The sequence below is a fragment of the Streptomyces sp. NPDC015345 genome (genome assembly GCF_043078805.1).
Taxonomy (GTDB): domain Bacteria; phylum Actinomycetota; class Actinomycetes; order Streptomycetales; family Streptomycetaceae; genus Streptomyces.
This window is the reverse complement of record NZ_JBIBTX010000005.1, coordinates 76,992-92,215: the sequence shown is the minus strand read 5'-3', so window position 1 is coordinate 92,215 and position 15,224 is coordinate 76,992. Positions and strand designations below refer to the sequence as shown.

Annotated in this window: 19 protein-coding genes; 15 read left to right on the top strand and 4 right to left on the bottom strand. The window is 71.5% G+C overall.

Going from position 1 to position 15,224, the window contains the following annotated elements:
- The first annotated feature begins 126 nt into the window (after positions 1-126).
- The 5 genes from ACF062_RS21685 to ACF062_RS21665 all read left to right on the top strand — a co-directional run bounded on the left by ACF062_RS21685 (position 127) and on the right by ACF062_RS21665 (position 6,033).
- Positions 127-753, top strand: a complete 627-nt coding sequence (locus ACF062_RS21685) for a hypothetical protein (protein ID WP_392140399.1) — start codon at positions 127-129, stop codon at positions 751-753.
- Positions 753-1,829 carry an efflux RND transporter periplasmic adaptor subunit gene (locus ACF062_RS21680; RefSeq protein ID WP_392140397.1) on the top strand — a complete coding sequence of 359 codons (1,077 nt, stop codon included), beginning with the start codon at positions 753-755 and terminating at the stop codon, positions 1,827-1,829. Before ACF062_RS21685 ends, ACF062_RS21680 begins: the two co-directional genes overlap by 1 nt.
- Positions 1,826-2,560, top strand: a complete 735-nt coding sequence (locus tag ACF062_RS21675) for an ABC transporter ATP-binding protein (protein ID WP_392140395.1) — start codon at positions 1,826-1,828, stop codon at positions 2,558-2,560. The genes ACF062_RS21680 and ACF062_RS21675 overlap by 4 nt, the downstream gene beginning before the upstream one ends.
- On the top strand, positions 2,557-3,801 hold the full coding sequence (locus tag ACF062_RS21670) for an ABC transporter permease (RefSeq protein WP_392140393.1): 1,245 nt from the start codon (positions 2,557-2,559) through the stop codon (positions 3,799-3,801). The genes ACF062_RS21675 and ACF062_RS21670 overlap by 4 nt, the downstream gene beginning before the upstream one ends.
- A gap of 87 nt (positions 3,802-3,888) precedes the next feature.
- On the top strand, positions 3,889-6,033 hold the full coding sequence (locus ACF062_RS21665) for an FUSC family protein (RefSeq protein ID WP_392140392.1): 2,145 nt from the start codon (positions 3,889-3,891) through the stop codon (positions 6,031-6,033).
- Between the two features lie 27 nt (positions 6,034-6,060).
- Here ACF062_RS21665 and ACF062_RS21660 read toward each other — a convergent pair whose 3' ends face one another.
- From ACF062_RS21660 to rpmB, 3 genes are all read right to left on the bottom strand, one after another.
- The gene (locus ACF062_RS21660; RefSeq protein ID WP_392140390.1) at positions 6,061-6,624 is read right to left on the bottom strand and encodes a hypothetical protein; all 564 of its coding nucleotides are present in this window, start codon (positions 6,622-6,624) and stop codon (positions 6,061-6,063) included.
- 63 nt (positions 6,625-6,687) lie between these two features.
- Positions 6,688-6,993, bottom strand: a complete 306-nt coding sequence (rpsN, locus tag ACF062_RS21655) for a 30S ribosomal protein S14 (protein ID WP_392140388.1) — start codon at positions 6,991-6,993, stop codon at positions 6,688-6,690.
- A gap of 3 nt (positions 6,994-6,996) precedes the next feature.
- Positions 6,997-7,233, bottom strand: coding sequence for a 50S ribosomal protein L28 (rpmB, locus tag ACF062_RS21650; RefSeq protein WP_223775961.1), 237 nt, complete (start codon positions 7,231-7,233; stop codon positions 6,997-6,999).
- A 71-nt stretch (positions 7,234-7,304) separates the two neighbouring features.
- On the opposite strand from rpmB, the gene rpmG reads away from it, so the two are divergent.
- The 5 genes from rpmG to ACF062_RS21625 all read left to right on the top strand — a co-directional run bounded on the left by rpmG (position 7,305) and on the right by ACF062_RS21625 (position 9,625).
- Entirely contained in the window at positions 7,305-7,469 is a 165-nt protein-coding gene (gene rpmG, locus ACF062_RS21645) for a 50S ribosomal protein L33 (RefSeq protein ID WP_030361075.1), read from the top strand.
- A gap of 5 nt (positions 7,470-7,474) precedes the next feature.
- On the top strand, positions 7,475-7,720 hold the full coding sequence (locus ACF062_RS21640; RefSeq protein ID WP_392140385.1) for a type B 50S ribosomal protein L31: 246 nt from the start codon (positions 7,475-7,477) through the stop codon (positions 7,718-7,720).
- Positions 7,721-7,773: 53 nt separating this feature from the next.
- Entirely contained in the window at positions 7,774-8,904 is a 1,131-nt protein-coding gene (locus ACF062_RS21635; protein WP_392141182.1) for a CobW family GTP-binding protein, read from the top strand.
- A 2-nt stretch (positions 8,905-8,906) separates the two neighbouring features.
- Positions 8,907-9,146, top strand: coding sequence for a 30S ribosomal protein S18 (rpsR, locus tag ACF062_RS21630; RefSeq protein WP_223775963.1), 240 nt, complete (start codon positions 8,907-8,909; stop codon positions 9,144-9,146).
- Between the two features lie 239 nt (positions 9,147-9,385).
- Positions 9,386-9,625 (top strand): DUF397 domain-containing protein, encoded by a 240-nt coding sequence (locus ACF062_RS21625; protein WP_223775964.1) that lies wholly within the window; start codon positions 9,386-9,388, stop codon positions 9,623-9,625.
- Positions 9,626-9,677: 52 nt separating this feature from the next.
- Here the strand turns inward: ACF062_RS21625 and ACF062_RS21620 are convergent, their stop codons facing one another.
- Positions 9,678-10,166: an ATP-binding protein gene (locus tag ACF062_RS21620; protein WP_392140383.1), complete on the bottom strand. Its 489-nt coding sequence runs from the start codon at positions 10,164-10,166 to the stop codon at positions 9,678-9,680.
- 324 nt (positions 10,167-10,490) lie between these two features.
- Here ACF062_RS21620 and ACF062_RS21615 point away from each other — a divergent pair, with 324 nt between their 5' ends.
- The 5 genes from ACF062_RS21615 (at position 10,491) to ACF062_RS21595 (ending at position 15,122) form a co-directional block, all read left to right on the top strand.
- Complete coding sequence (locus tag ACF062_RS21615) at positions 10,491-11,354, top strand: helix-turn-helix transcriptional regulator (RefSeq protein ID WP_223775966.1); 864 nt, start codon at positions 10,491-10,493, stop codon at positions 11,352-11,354.
- A gap of 87 nt (positions 11,355-11,441) precedes the next feature.
- A complete protein-coding gene (locus tag ACF062_RS21610; RefSeq protein WP_392140381.1) occupies positions 11,442-12,899 on the top strand; it encodes an aldehyde dehydrogenase family protein in 1,458 nt (485 codons plus the stop codon).
- Positions 12,900-13,056: 157 nt separating this feature from the next.
- The gene (locus ACF062_RS21605) at positions 13,057-13,608 is read left to right on the top strand and encodes a DinB family protein (RefSeq protein WP_392140379.1); all 552 of its coding nucleotides are present in this window, start codon (positions 13,057-13,059) and stop codon (positions 13,606-13,608) included.
- A 31-nt stretch (positions 13,609-13,639) separates the two neighbouring features.
- Positions 13,640-14,281 carry a PadR family transcriptional regulator gene (locus ACF062_RS21600; protein WP_392140378.1) on the top strand — a complete coding sequence of 214 codons (642 nt, stop codon included), beginning with the start codon at positions 13,640-13,642 and terminating at the stop codon, positions 14,279-14,281.
- An 82-nt stretch (positions 14,282-14,363) separates the two neighbouring features.
- Positions 14,364-15,122: a MerR family transcriptional regulator gene (locus ACF062_RS21595; protein ID WP_392140376.1), complete on the top strand. Its 759-nt coding sequence runs from the start codon at positions 14,364-14,366 to the stop codon at positions 15,120-15,122.
- The last annotated feature ends 102 nt before the right edge of the window (positions 15,123-15,224 follow it).

Below are 15,224 nucleotides of genomic sequence, written 5' to 3'. Positions count from 1 at the left end.
ATTATGGGCGAGGATCCGCGCGGATCAGGGCGGGCGGGAGCGTCGGGCGGGCGGACCCGGCGCATTGTTACGTTCTCATCATGTGGCCATGGACCGGCCACCATATGGGCGCCGGACGGTGATGCCATGAGCATCCACACCACACCGCGCGGCACGGCCCGCCTGCGGATCGCCGCGCTCGTCGCCGCCCCGGTCCTCGCCCTCTCCGTCGCCTGCCAGGACGACGGAGGGGGCGGTGCGCGGAGCTCCGACGAGGTCGCGTCGGCTCCCGGGAACGAGGACGGGGCCGAGAAGAAGCCCGCGGCCACCGGCAAGAGCGCCTTCTTCGACGCCCAGATGAAGTACGTCCGCTGCATGCGCGGCAAGGCCGGGCTCAAGGACTACCCGGACCCGAAGCTCAGCGGCTACCTCGACTGGTCGAAGATCGACGCGCTCGTCGATCCGGACGGCGGCGGCGAGGAGTACAAGGGCGGCAAGAACGGCGTCTGCGTCCCCGAGCTGCGCGCCGCGATGAACCTGGAGCCCGAGCGCGACGCGCAGAAGGACTACGAGTCGATGCTCGCGCACGCCAAGTGCATGCGGGAGAACGGCGTATCGAAGTTCGGCAACCCCACGATGTCCGGCGGCAACGTCCTGCCCGGCGGCGAGACCGACCCCACCGATCCGACGATGGACCGCGACTCGCCCGCGTACAAGGAAGCCCGCGAGGCCTGCGAGGACAAGCTGCTCGAAGGCCTGGACGGGATGCAGTGATGAGCCGTCGTACGGGACTCCTGGCGGGCGCGGCCGTGGTGGCCGTCGCGGCGCTCGGGGCCGGCGCGTACGCCATCGGCGGCGGTGGCGAAGGCGCCGGACGCGCGGCGGACGGACTGCCGCCCGCCACCGCCACCGTCGTCCGCACCGACCTCGTGCGGTCCAAGACGGCCGACGGGAAGGTCGACTTCGCGGGGCGCCGCCCGGTGAAGGCGGCGGTCGGGGGCACGGTCACGGTCGCCGCGCGGGAGGGCGTCACCGTGCGGCGCGGCCAGGCGCTCTACGAACTGGACGACAAGCCCGTGACGCTGCTGTACGGCCCGGTCCCGGCCTTCCGCGAGATGCGGGCCGGCGACCGGGGCAGCGACGTCCTCCAGCTGGAACGCAACCTCGTCGCCCTCGGCCATGGCGCAGGCCTGTACGTGGATCCCCGCTTCGACCGGACGACCGAGGCCGCCGTCAAGCGGTGGCAGAAGTCCCTGAACCGCACGCCGACGGGCCGGGTCGGCAAGGGAGACGTCGTCTTCCAGCCCGGCCAGGTCAAGGTCGCCGCGGTGGACGCGGCGCTCGCGGACCAGGTGGGCCCGGCCGACCCGGTCCTCACGGTCGCCTCCACGAAGCCCGTCGTCCGCGCCGAACTCGACCAGGGCGACGTCTCGCTCACCGCGAAGGGCACGAAGGCCGAGGTCACCCTGGCCGGTGGCAGGACGGAGCCGGGCCGCGTCACCGGCACGGCGGCGCCGGACGCCGCCGGGGAGCGGGAGGACAGCGGCCCCGGCGACACCATCACCGTCGAAGTCACCCTGGACGCGGGCCGGACGGCGGCCGAGGGCGAGGACACCCGGGCGACGGCGAGCGTGAAGTTCGTCAGCGAGGCCCGCAAGGGCGTCCTCGCGGTCCCGGTGGAGGCGGTGGTGGCCCTGCGCGGCGAAGACGGCGGCTACGGCCTCCAGGTCGTACGCGGCGGCACCTCCCGCATGGTCCGGGTCGAGACCGGCATGACGGCCGACGGCAGGATCGAGGTCAGCGGCCCCGGAATCGCGGAGGGCACGAAGGTGGGGGTGGCCGCCCCATGACCACCGAGTCCGCCGCGCCCGCACTCGCACCACCTCCCGTCATCGAGCTGCGGGACGTCACCAAGTCGTACGCCGGCGGGGTGCACGCCCTGCGCGGGGTGACCCTCACCGTCCGCGCGGGCGAACTCCTCGCGATCGTCGGCCCGTCGGGCTCCGGCAAGTCGACGGCGCTCAACGTCATCGGCACGCTGGACAAGCCCACCTCGGGCACGGTCCGCGTCGCGGGACACGACGTCGGCGCCCTGTCGGACGCCCGGCTCTCCGCCCTGCGCGCCCGCCACATCGGCTTCGTCTTCCAGCACTTCCACCTGGCGGCGGGCCGCGACGCGCTCGACAACGTCGCGGACGGGCTGCTGTACGCGGGCGTGGGCCCGAAGGCCCGCCGTGCCCGCGCCCGCGAGGCCCTGGAGCGGGTGCGCCTCGGGCACCGCGTCGGCCACCGGCCGGGCGAACTCTCCGGCGGCGAGAAGCAGCGCGTGGCGATCGCCCGCGCGCTGGTGGGGGAGCCGTCCGTGCTCCTCGCGGACGAGCCGACGGGCGCCCTGGACACGGCGTCGGGGGAGGTCGTCATGGACCTGCTGCACGAGCTGAACAGGACGGGCACGACGATCTGCGTGATCACGCACGACCACGACACAGCCGCTTCCCTGCCGCGCCGCGTCCGCTTCCGTGACGGCGAGATCACCGCCGACAGCGGCACACACCGTCGTACGGCAGGTGAGACGAGATGAACGTAACCGACGGAACCCACGTAACCGACAGCGCCCACGGAGCCCACGGAGTCACCACCCTGAAGCCGTCCCGGCTCTCCCTCGCGGACACCCTCCGCGTCGGCGCCGTCGGCCTGCTCGCCCGCCGCGCACGTGTCGTCCTGTCCGCCCTCGGCATCGCGATCGGCATCGCCACGATGGTCGCCGTCGTCGGCCTCTCCCAGTCCAGCAAATCCGACCTGAGGGCGAAGCTCGACCGGCTCGGCACGAACCTCCTGACCGCCGAGGCCGGCAAGGACCCCCTCGGCCAGGAGGTCCGGCTCCCCAAGGAGGCGGTGGCGATGGTGGAGCGCATCGGGCCGGTCCGGCACGCCACGGCGACGGCGGACGTCGACGCCCGCATCCGCCGCAGCGACGTGGTCCCCGAGGAGCGGACGGCAGGCGTGACGACCCAGGCCGCCCGCACCGACCTGCTGGAGGCCCTGAACGCGAGCGTCGCCCGGGGCGGTTGGCTCACCGAGGTCAGTGAGCGGCTGCCCGTGACGGTCCTCGGCGCGGTCGCGGCGGACCGCCTCGGCGTCACGGTCCCGGGCGAGAAGATCATGATGGACGACGAGTACGTGGTCGTCGTGGGCATCCTGGACCCCGTCGAACTGGTCCCGAACCTCGACCGCGTCGCGCTCGTGGGCTTCCCGGCGGCGGAGAAGTACTTCGACTTCGACGGCCACCCCACCACGGTCTTCGAGCGCTCGTCCGACGCCGCCGTCGAGGACGTACGCGAGGTCCTGGCCCGCACGGTCAGCCCCGGCTCCGAGGGTTCCGTGAAGGTCTCCCGTCCCTCGGACGCGCTGGCCGCGAGCGCGGCGGCCGACAAGGGCCTGACGACGCTGATGCTGGGTCTCGGCGCGGTGGCGCTCCTGGTCGGCGGCGTCGGCGTCGCCAACACCATGGTGATCTCGGTACTCGAACGCCGCGCGGAGATCGGCCTGCGGCGCGCGCTGGGCGCCACGAGGAACGCGATCCGCCTCCAGTTCCTGACGGAGTCCCTGCTCCTGTCGGCGCTCGGCGGCGCGGCGGGCGCGGTGCTCGGCACGGCGGCGACCTACGGCTTCGCCCTCGCCCAGGGCTGGACACCGGTGGTCCCGCCCTGGTCCCTGACGGCGGGCTTCGGCGCGACGCTGCTCATCGGCGTGACCGCGGGCCTCTACCCGGCGGTTCGCGCCGCCCGCCTGCACCCCACGGTCGCGCTGAGCGTGCCGTGACCCGTGTGCCGATATGCCGCCCTCCTACCCCGCCGTATCGGCACAGAACGCCCCGTACCATCACACGATCCCCCGTATCATCACAGAGTGACCTGGCTCCGAGCGCTGAAAGTGACAGCGCGTTCAGGCCTGACCGTCGAACGCAAACGCCTCGAACCCCTCGTGGCCGCCCGCGGCGCCGCCGGCCTCGCCATCGTCATCGGCGTCAGCCTCACCGTCTTCGGCCCGGCGGTGGCCGCGAGCTCGGCCTTCGGCGCCTTCCAGGCGGCCATCGCCACCTTCCAGCGCAGCTGGCGGCCCCGCCCGGAGCTGGCGCTCGCCTCCGGCACGAGCCTCGCCCTCTCCACCTTCCTCGGCTACCTCACCGGCTCCCACCTGCTGCTCTTCCTGGCCCTGCTCTCCCTGTGGACGTTCCTGTCGGGCCTGAGCTGGGCCGCGGGCCCGACCGTCGGCATCATCGCCTCGTCCAACGTCGCGATCATGCTGGTGACGGTCACCATCCCGACCTCGGTCGCCGCCGCGGCGGTCCACGCGGCGATGATGGTGGCCGGCGGCTGCGTCCAGGCGGCCCTGGTGATCCTCTTCCCGGTCCGCAGATGGGGCGCCCACCGCGACGCCCTCGCCGACGCCCTGGCCGCCGAGGCGGACTACGCCCGCAGGCTCCGCCACGACCCCGTGGCCCCCTTCGACCCCGAGCCCCTGATGGCGGCCCGCGCCGCGGCGACGATCACCCCGCGCCAGGCCCGCCGCCGCCCCCGCGAACTGCACGGCGCACGGGGCATCGCCGAACGCATCCGCCCGGTCCTCGCCTCCCTCGCCGACCCGGCGGTCGGCGTCCCACCCGAGGGCACGGAACGCGACCGGGTGCGCGAGATCCTCGCGGCGGCGGGCGCGGTCCTGGACGCCGCCGCCCGCGCGATCCGCCACGGCGAGCCGGTGCGCGTGCCGCCGGCGGCCATGGCCACCCTCAAGACCCCCGACACGGGCGCCGTCCTGACGGGCCCGGCCTACCGCGCGGCGACCCGCCTCGGCGCGCTCCTGCACGACGTACTGGAGACGGCGGGCAGCACCCAGGACACCCCGGCCCACGACAAGGCGACGCCATACGTCCCGCAGAACCCCCTCCTGCGGCCCTCCCTGCCCGCACTCGTCCCCTCCGCCCTGCGCGCCATGCGGGCCGCCCTGCGCCACGAGTCACCCATCGCCCGGCACGCGATCCGGGTCACGGCGGTGGCCGCCGCCGGGTATCTGCTCGGGACCTGGCTGCCGTTCGGGCACGGCTACTGGGCGCCCATGGCGGCGGTCATGATCATGCGGCCGGACTTCTCCCAGACGTACTCCCGCGCCGTGGCCCGCTTCGGCGGCACCCTGGTCGGCGTCGCGCTCGCCACGGCCCTGGTCCAGCTGGCCCACCCCGGCACCGGCCTGTCCGCCGCGCTCGCCGTGCTCTGCGCCGGACTGATGTACCTGCTCATGCGCACCGGCCAGGTCGCGGCCCAGGCCTGCGTGTCGGCGTACGTCGTGTTCCTGCTCGGCATGAGCGGCCAGCAGTGGACGCAGACCGTCCCGGAACGCGTCATCCTCACGCTCCTCGGCGGCGTCCTCGCGATGATCGCGTACGCCCTGTACCCCGCCTGGGAGACCCCGCGCCTGCGCACCCGCCTCGCGGACTGGCTGGTCGCCGACGGCCGTTACGCCGCCGCCGTCGTCGACCACTACGCGCACCCGGCGGGCAAGGCCTGCCCCGACGTCCGCCAGGCCCTGCTCGCCGCGCGGGACGCCCGCGTCGCCTGGCACGAGGCGACGGACCGTGCCAAGAACGAGCCGGTGCGCCACCGCGGCCTGTCCCGCGCCGCGGCCGCCGACGCGGAGCGGGCCCTCGCCCAGCTGGGCCGCGTGGCCATGCTGATGGAGGCGCACCTGCCGGAGCGCGACGCCACCCCCGTCCCCGCGGCGGCCCGCCTCGCCGAGGCGCTGCGCAAGTCGACGGAACAGGGCGCGAAGGCGGTGCGTGAACGCCGCCTGCCGCAGTGGGACGCGGTCCGCACGGCCCTGGCGGAGTGGGACGGCGAGGGCGTCCCCGACCGCGTCGTACGCAGGGGGGCCGGGCTGCTCCTCGACACCCTCGAAGAACTCACCGACGCTCTCGACACGGCGCCGCCCCCGATGCTCGTGGACGGTTCCGAGACGTCGAACGGGCCGGGCGACCAAGAAGGTCCCCCGGCCCGCTGACTCCCGCCAAAGCGGTGCGGTGCGCCGTCAGGGCTGCGGCAGATCCGTGGACAGGTCCGTGGGCAGATCGGTGGGGAGATCCGTCGGCAGATCCGTCGGCATGTCCGTGGGCAGCCCCTCGGGCAGCTTGCCGCCGTCCGTCTTCAGGAACTCGTCCTTGCCGGCGCCCTCCCAGGCGACCTTCAACGACTTGGCGTCCACGGACTCGACGCGTCCGGTCGTGCGGTCACTGTTCCCCTGCGGGCACTTGAGAGTGATCGTGCCGTCGCCCGCGGTGCCGCTGCACATCACGTCCTCGCCGACCAGCGACGCCGACTTCTCGTGGATCACGAGAGCCAGCGGCTTCCCGCCGGTCGTGGAGACCCACGAGCCCTCCAGGCTGCCGCCGCCACCGGAGCCGCCGTCCTGCGAGCCGCCGGACCCGCCGGACGAACCGCGGTCCTTCCTGCCGCCATCGCCACTGCCGCCGCCGTCGCTGTCACCGCCGCACCCGGTCACGGCGAGCGCCGCGACCAGACCGACCGCGACGGCTCCGGCCCGGACGCGCTGGACATGACCGGCACGACGAGTTTTACGGACGTACGTACGCACGTGAAGTCCCCCTGGAGAGCCTGCTGTCGCACGCCGGTGGTTCCGGCGAAATCGCGCGCCAAGCTACCAGGAGGACTTGCGCACACCGGGGAGGAATCCGGCGTGCGCTTGCTCACGCAACTTCACCCTCGACAGACCGAACGCGCCCACGTAGCCGCGCGGACGCCCGTCGACACTGTCCCGGTTGCGCACGCGCGTGGCGCTCGCGTCGCGTGGCTGGCGCGCCAACTCCCGCTGTGCGGCGAGCCGGTCGGAGTCGCTCGTGCCGGGCCTGCGGATGATCTCCTTCAGCTCGGCCCGCCGCGCGGCGTACCGCGCGACGATCTCGCGGCGCTTGTCGTTCTTCGCGATCTTGCTCTTCTTCGCCATCGGTCAGACCTTCCCGCCCCGTGCGCGGATCCGGGCGACGGCCGCCTCGATGCCGATGGAGTCGACGGTCCTGATCCCCTTCGTGCTCAGCCGCAGCCGCACGTGCCGGCCCTCGCTCGGGAGCCAGTACCGCTTGCGCTGGACGTTGGGGTCGAAGCGGCGGGAGGTCCGCCGGTGGGAGTGGGAGATGTGGTTGCCGAAACCGGGCTTCGCGCCGGTCAGCTGGCAGTGGGCGGACAAGGTGACGCACCTCTCTGTCGGTGGGAGGCCCCCACTATTGAAAACGGGAGTCGTTTTCATATACTACCCACATGGCCCGCAACGAACTCCGCCCCGTCATCAAGCTCCGGTCCACGGCGGGAACCGGCTACACCTACGTCACCCGCAAGAACCGCCGTAACGACCCCGACCGCCTCACGCTGCGCAAGTACGACCCCGTGGCCGGCCGCCACGTCGACTTCCGAGAGGAGCGCTGACCGCCATGCGCAAGGACATCCACCCGCCGTACGCCCCCGTCGTCTTCCGCGACAAGGCCGCGGGCTTCGCCTTCCTCACCCGCTCCACCACCACCAGCGCGAAGACGGTCGAGTGGGAGGACGGGCACACGTACCCGGTCATCGACGTCGAGGTGTCGTCCGCGAGCCACCCCTTCTACACGGGGACGGCGCGCGTCATGGACACCGCGGGCCGCGTCGAACGCTTCGAGCGCCGCTTCGGTAAGCGCTGATGGACCACCGGCACGACAAGCGCGACAACCACGACGATCACGGTGCCCGCCCGATGGACACCGTGATCGTCGGCGGGCTCCACGCGGACGCCCGCAGGGCGGCCGTCGAGCACCTCCTCGCCACCGTCCCCGACAGCGTCGCCCTCCACCACGACCTGTCGACCGCGGTGCGGGGCACGGTCGTGCGCACCGTGCGCGACACCACCGGCATGCTCTCCACGGGCGACGCCCCCCTCGTCAACGACTGCGCGTGCTGCGCGCTCCGCGAGGATCTCGTGCCCGAGCTGGAGCGCCTCGCGGACGGGGGCCTGACCCGGCTCGCGATCGTCGAGCTGTGGGACTCCGTCGAGCCCAAGGCCATGGCCGAGGTCATCGCCGCGCACGGCGGCGAGGGCCTCAGGCTCAGCGGTGTGGTCACGGCGGTGGACCCCGCCCTGCTCCTGCCCTGCCTCGGCAACGGCGACGACCTCATGGAGGCCGGGCTCGCCGCGGCCCCCACCGACCAGCGCACCGTCGCCGACACCTGGGCGCGCCAGCTCGAGTACGCCCCCGTGCTCGCCGTCGCCGACTCCCCCGAGGCGGACGACGAGGACCGCGCGCTGCTCGCCCAGCTCCACCCGACGGCCCGCCAGGTCCCGATCGGCCACGGTGATCTGGCGGGCGCCGTGCTGGCCGGGTTCGACGTCGAGGCGGCCGCCGCGGCGCAGCACCCGTCCTGCGCGCTGCTGCCGGTCGAGGCCGACGCCTCGGGCGTCTCCACCTTCGTATGGCACCGGGAGCGGCCGTTCCACCCCGGGCGGCTCTACGACGCGCTGGAGGACCTGACCTGCGCGGCGGCCCGCAGCCGGGGCCGGTTCTGGCTCGCCGACCATCCGGACACCCTGCTCGGCTGGGACGCGGCGGGCGGCGCGCTCTGCGTGGAGTCCGCCGGGCCCTGGCTGGCCTCGCTGCCGGACGCCGCATGGGAGATGGTGCCGCCGGTGCGCCGCGCGGCCGCCGCCCTCGACTGGCATCCGGAGCACGGCGACTGCTGCAACCACCTGGTGTTCACCTCGCCCGGCCTGGACCGCTCGGGTCTCGAAGAGGTGCTTGAGTCCTGCCTGCTGACCGACGAGGAGTACGCCGCCGGGCGCGACGCCTGGAAGAACCTGCCGCCCGCCTTCGACACCCTCCTGGAGGTCTGACCTTGTCCCCCCGCAAGTCCACCGCCCGCCCGCAGAAGCCCCGCCCCAACCCCTTGGACCAGGCAGGCATCACCTACATCGACTACAAGGACACCGATTTGCTCCGGAAGTTCATCTCGGACCGGGGCAAGATCCGCAGCCGTCGCGTGACGCGTGTGACGGCGCAGCAGCAGCGGCAGATCGCCGCCGCGATCAAGAATGCCCGCGAGATGGCGCTGTTGCCGTACGGCTCTCCGCGCTGAGCCGCGGTCCACAGCGAATTCCCCTCCCCCCGCCGCACACCGCGCCGCTGTTTTCCGTCACCGGACGGAACACATCCGGCGCGGTGTGCGTCTGTGTCTAGGCAAGGCTGTAATCAAGGCACCACCCCGCGTGCACGTGCATCTGCCCATGCATCGGCATGTGAACACAGCTATGATCCGGGACAGTTGACCACTGCATCTAGAGCCACTACAGGCACTGCACCACCGGGGAGCGATCTGTGCACCACGCGTTTAACGGCATGGCGGCCACGGAGCTTCACGGGGTGGTCTGGCAGAAGAGCAGACACAGCAACTCGCAGGGGTCCTGCGTGGAGTTCGCGAAGCTGCCCGGCGGCGACGTCGCCGTGCGCAATTCGCGCTTTCCTGACGGCCCGGCGCTCGTCTATACGCGCGCCGAGATAGAGGCGATGCTGCTGGGGATGAAGGACGGGGAGTTCGACCATCTCATAGGCGGTTAGTACACCCCCGCCCACCAGGCCTTCTGCTCCCCGCCTGCCCTGCCTGCCCCGCTCAGCGCAGCTGGAACAGCGCCCAGACCACCTTGCCGCGTACCGCGCCGGCGAGCGGGTGCCAGCCCCAGCCGTCGCTGAAGGACTCCACCAGGAACAGGCCCCGGCCCGACTCCGCGGAGAAGTCGTCGTCGGTGTCGCGCGCGACCGGGCTCTCGTCGCTGGGGTCGCGCACCGCGCACACCAGACGGGACGCCCAGCGCATCAGATGGAGCCGCACGGGCGGCTCCGGCTGCTCGCGTGGGGTGTCGGCGGGCAGGGCGTGCCGCAGGGCGTTGGTGACGAGTTCGGAGACGACCAGCGCTATGTCGTCGAAGCGCTCGTCCAGATCCCACTGCCCGAGCGTCTTGCGGGTGAACTTCCGTGCGCTGCCCACCGCTTCGTAGCGGGCGGGAAGAGCGACGGACGCCGCGCTGGAGACCGCCGAGGGGTCGAGTGGAGGAAGCCCCTGCCTCAACGGCTCGAGCATGGTCGATCCATTCGTCCCCATGCGAGGCACTCCCCGGTTTCGCGGTACATAGCGATGGAGCGGTGGCGCGGTCGGTCGCCGATGGTGCGGGTGGTACACGGTCGGTACAGCAGTGGCGCGCGGACCATGGTTCCGAATGCGCACAGCAGATGCAAGGGCAGATGCACGTGCACGCGCCGGACTTGGCCGCTCCCGTGCCACTTCTTGCCCATTTCTTCCCCATACTTCTTGAGACTTCTTGTGAACGGCTTTCGGAGGCTTTCCCTTTCTGTAACCGGACGTGTACGGCCCGGAGCGTTTAATGGCAGACTGCTGGCTTCCAGTCGATGGGGAGGATTGAGCGAAGTGACCGCAGGGGAGTCGAGTGGCTCGGTGGTACGGCGCATCCTGCTCGGCTCGCAGCTGAGGCGCCTGAGGGAATCCCGGGGCATCACCCGCGAAGCGGCCGGCTACTCGATCCGCGCCTCCGAGTCGAAGATCAGCCGCATGGAGTTGGGACGGGTGAGCTTCAAGTCCAGGGATGTCGAGGACCTACTCACGCTGTACGGCGTCACGGACGAGGCCGAGCGCGGCGCACTTCTCTCGCTCGCCAAGGAGGCCAACCTCACGGGCTGGTGGCACAGTTACTCCGACGTCCTGCCGGGCTGGTTCCAGACGTACATCGGTCTGGAGGGCGCGGCATCGCTGATCCGCGTCTATGAAGTCCAGTTCGTCAACGGCCTGTTGCAGACCGAGGCGTATGCCCACGCGGTCGTCGCGCGCGGCATGAAGGGCGCGAGCAAGGCCGAGATCGACCGGCGCGTCGCACTGCGCCTGGAGCGGCAGAAGCTCCTCGCCTCCGAACACGCGCCCCGCTTCCACTGCGTCCTGGACGAGGCGGCGCTCCGACGCCCGTACGGCGACCGGGAAGTGATGCGCGGTCAGATCCAGCACCTGATCGACATCTCCGAGCGGCCGAACGTCACGCTCCAGGTGATGCCGTTCAGCTTCGGCGGCCACGCGGGCGAGAGCGGCGCCTTCACGATGCTGAGCTTCCCGGAGTCCGATCTCTCCGACGTCGTGTACGTGGAGCAGCTCACCGGCGCGCTCTATCTCGACAAGGCGGAAGAGGTCGCCCAGTACGAGCGGGTGGCGACGCAGCTGCACAAGGACAGTCCGGATGCGGCGGACAGCCGCGACCTTCTGCGTGGACTCCTTCAACTCACCTGAAACGTCAGTACTATGACGTGACCTCAGGTGTCTGCCACCGGTTCGGATGCCTGCTTCCGTCCGCTGTCACGGCAAGGGGTCCGTCTCATGTCCTTCTTCACTGATCTGGCTCACCAGTACATCGACGGGGAGTGGAAGGCCGGATCGGGCTCCTGGGACATCATCGACTTCAACCCGTACAACGGCGAGAAGCTGGCGTCCATCACCGTCGCCACCGCCGACGAGGTCGACCAGGCCTACCGCGCCGCCGAGCGCGCGCAGCGGGAGTGGGCCGACACCAACCCCTACGCCCGGCGCGGCGTCTTCGAGCGCGCCCTGCGGATCATCGAGGACCGTGAGGAGGAGATCACCGAGGCGATCATCGCCGAGCTGGGCGGCACCCGGCTCAAGGCGGCCTTCGAGATCCACCTCACCAAGGAGTTCCTGCGCGAGGCCGTGCACCTCGCGCTGCGCGCCGAGGGGCGGCTCCTGCCCTCTCCGGAGGACGGCAAGGAGAACCGCCTGTACCGCGTCCCCGTGGGCGTCGTCGGTGTCATCAGCCCGTTCAACTTCCCGTTCCTGCTGTCGATCAAGTCCGTCGCCCCGGCCCTCGCCCTCGGCAACGCGGTCGTCCTCAAGCCCCACCAGAACTCGCCGGTGCTCGGCGGCAGCCTGGTGGCCAAGGTGTTCGAGGACGCCGGACTGCCGGGCGGGCTGCTCAACGTGGTCATCACGGACATAGCCGAGATAGGCGACGCCCTGATCGAGCACCCGGTGCCGAGCCTCATCTCCTTCACCGGCTCCGACCGCGTGGGCCGGCACGTCGCCACCGTCTGCGCCTCGCACTTCAAGCGCTCGGTCCTGGAACTGGGCGGCAACAGCGCGCTGATCGTCCTGGACGACGCCGACATCGACTACGCCGTGGACGCGGCGGTCTTCAGCCGCTTCGTGCACCAGGGCCAGGTCTGCATGGCCGCCAACCGCATCCTCGTCGACCGGTCGGTGGAGGCGGAGTTCACCGAGAAGTTCGTCGCCAAGGCAGCCTCGCTCAAGGTCGGCGACCCGGCCGAGCCCGGCACCCACATCGGCCCGCTCATCAACTCCTCGCAGGCGGACGCCGTCTCGGCCGTCGTCGAGCAGGCCGTCGCCGCGGGAGCGACCGCCCTCCTGCACGGCAGCACCGAGGGCAACGTCGTCGCCCCCTCCGTCCTGACGGGCCTGCCCGCCGACTCCCCGGTCCTCGGCCAGGAGATCTTCGGCCCCGTGGCCCTGATCCTGCCCTTCGACGGCGAGGACGAGGCGGTGCGGATCGCCAACGACACCCCGTACGGCCTGAGCGGCGCGGTGCACACGGCCGACATCGAGCGTGGTGTGCGGATCGCCAAGCGCGTGCGGACCGGCATGATCCACGTCAACGACGGCACGGTCCACGACGAGGCGATCGTGCCGTTCGGCGGCGAGAAGAGCTCCGGCGTCGGCAGGCTGAACGGCGAGTCGACGGTGGACGTCTTCACCACGCAGAAGTGGATCTCGGTGCAGTACGGGCGCTCCCGCTTCCCGTTCTGACTTCCTCTTCCACCCTTCGCCGGCTTCCACCCTTCGCCGGTTCTCGCGGACCCTTGCGGACAGAACCTGACCGCAAGGGTCCGTAGCGTTTGAGGTGTCGGGGGAAGCCGGAGCAGGCGGACCCTCACCCCCAGAGCCCCCAGAGAAGGCGGACACCATGGTCACCCACGTCAGTGCCGAAGCCCGCGGCGACGAGCGCGGCGCGCTCCTCGCCTTCGTCGAGGCCCAGCGTGGCGGCCTGCGCCGCGCGGTGCTCGGCCTCAGCGACGAGCAGGCCGCCCGGCGGCCGAGCGCCAGCGCGCTCTCCCTGTCCGGCCTCGTGAAGCACGTCGCCGAGATGGAGCTGAACTGGCTGCGCATGGCCCAGCGGAAGCCGAACGAGAGGGCGCGTACCCAGGACAACTACGGCGACAGCTTCCGCCTCGTGGAGGGCGAGACGCTCACCGGGACGCTGGCCTTCTGGGACAGCGTCGCCCGCGAGGTCGAGGAGTTCATCCGCGCCGTGCCGAGCCTCGACGACACCTTCCCGCTGCCCGACGCGCCCTGGTTCCCCAAGGACGGGGAGGTGTCGATGCGCTGGCTGATGCTGCACCTCGTCGAGGAGATCGGGCGGCACGCGGGCCACGCCGACATCATCCGGGAGTCCCTGGACGGAAAGACGGCTTTCGAGCTCGTGGCGCTGGAGCAGGGATACCCTAGTCAAAATTGATGACTGGGGGGCTAGCGGAAGGGCGCGGTAAATGTCAGCGATCCGGCTACTGGTTCTCGGGGCCGTGCGCCAGCACGGCCGCGCCCACGGCTACCAGGTCCGCAACGACCTGGAGTACTGGGGCGCCCACGAGTGGTCCAACGCCAAGCCCGGCTCGATCTACCACGCGCTGAAACAGCTGGCCAAGCAGGGCTTCCTGCTCGCCCACGAGACCGCGCCCTCCACCGTGGGCGGGCCCCCGCGCACCGAGTACGAGATCACGGAGAAGGGCACCGGGGAGTTCTTCACGCTGCTCCGCGAGGCCCTCGCCACGTACGACCAGCGGCCCGACATGCTCACGTCCGCCCTCGGCTTCATCGTGGACCTGCCGCGAGACGAGGCGGTCGCGCTGCTCAAGGGGCGGGTGCGGGCGATCGAGGCGTGGCGCACATCCGTCACGGAGTACTACACGCCCGAGGAGGGCCCCGGGCAGCTCGGTCACATCGGCGAGATCATGAACTACTGGGTGCACACCGCCGACGGTGGCATGGAGTGGGCGCGGGGCCTCATCGAGCGCATCGAGGGCGGCGCCTACACCTTCGCGGGCGAGGGCGAGCCGTTCGTCGGCGTGCTCGCCGACGGCGAGGAGAACCCCTTCGCGGCGGGCGAGCCGCACGCGGGCGACCGAGGCTGAGCCGCGATCCCGGTCCGGGCTTGCACCTCACGCGACGTGAGGACGCAGGCTGATCCGCGTACCGAGAAGGAGGGCGGAAGCCATGAACTACTCCGTGGGACAGGTCGCCGGTTTCGCCGGAGTGACGGTGCGCACACTGCACCACTACGACGAGATCGGCCTGCTCGTGCCCGGCGAGCGCAGCCACGCGGGTCACCGGCGCTACACCGACGCCGACCTCGACCGGCTCCAGCAGATCCTGTTCTACCGAGAGCTCGGCTTCCCCCTCGACGAGGTGGCGTCCCTCCTGGACGACCCGGAGGCGGACCCGCGCGCGCACCTGCGCCGCCAGCACGAGCTGCTGACCGCCCGGATCGCCCGGCTCCAGGAGATGGCCGCCGCCGTCGAGACCGCCATGGAGGCGAAGAAGATGGGCATCAACCTCACGCCCGAGGAGAAGTTCGAGGTCTTCGGGGACCACGACCCCGAGCAGTACGCGGAGGAGGTCGAGCGGCGCTGGGGCGACACCGAGGCCTACCGCGAGTCACAGCGCAGGTCCGCGTCGTACACCAAGGACGACTGGAAGCGGATCAACGACGAGTTCGCGGCGGTCCACGCCCGCATGGGGGACCTGCTCGCCCAGGGATGCGCGGCCGACTCCCCGGAGGCGATGGACGGCGCCGAGGAGCACCGCCTCTTCATCTCCCGGCACCACTACGAGTGCGCGTACGAGACGCACACCTGCCTCGGCGAGATGTACGTCGCCGACGAGCGGTTCACCGCCTTCTACGAGGCCATCCGGCCCGGGCTCGCGGTGTTCATGCGGGACGCGATCCTCGCGAACGCGGTGCGCAACAGCTGATCAGTACGGGGTGGGGGCCGGTAAGGAGCGTTCACAGCGTTCACAGCGTTCACAGCGTTCTCGGGGGGAGAGCGCCCCTTACTATGCTGCCTAGTTGGACCG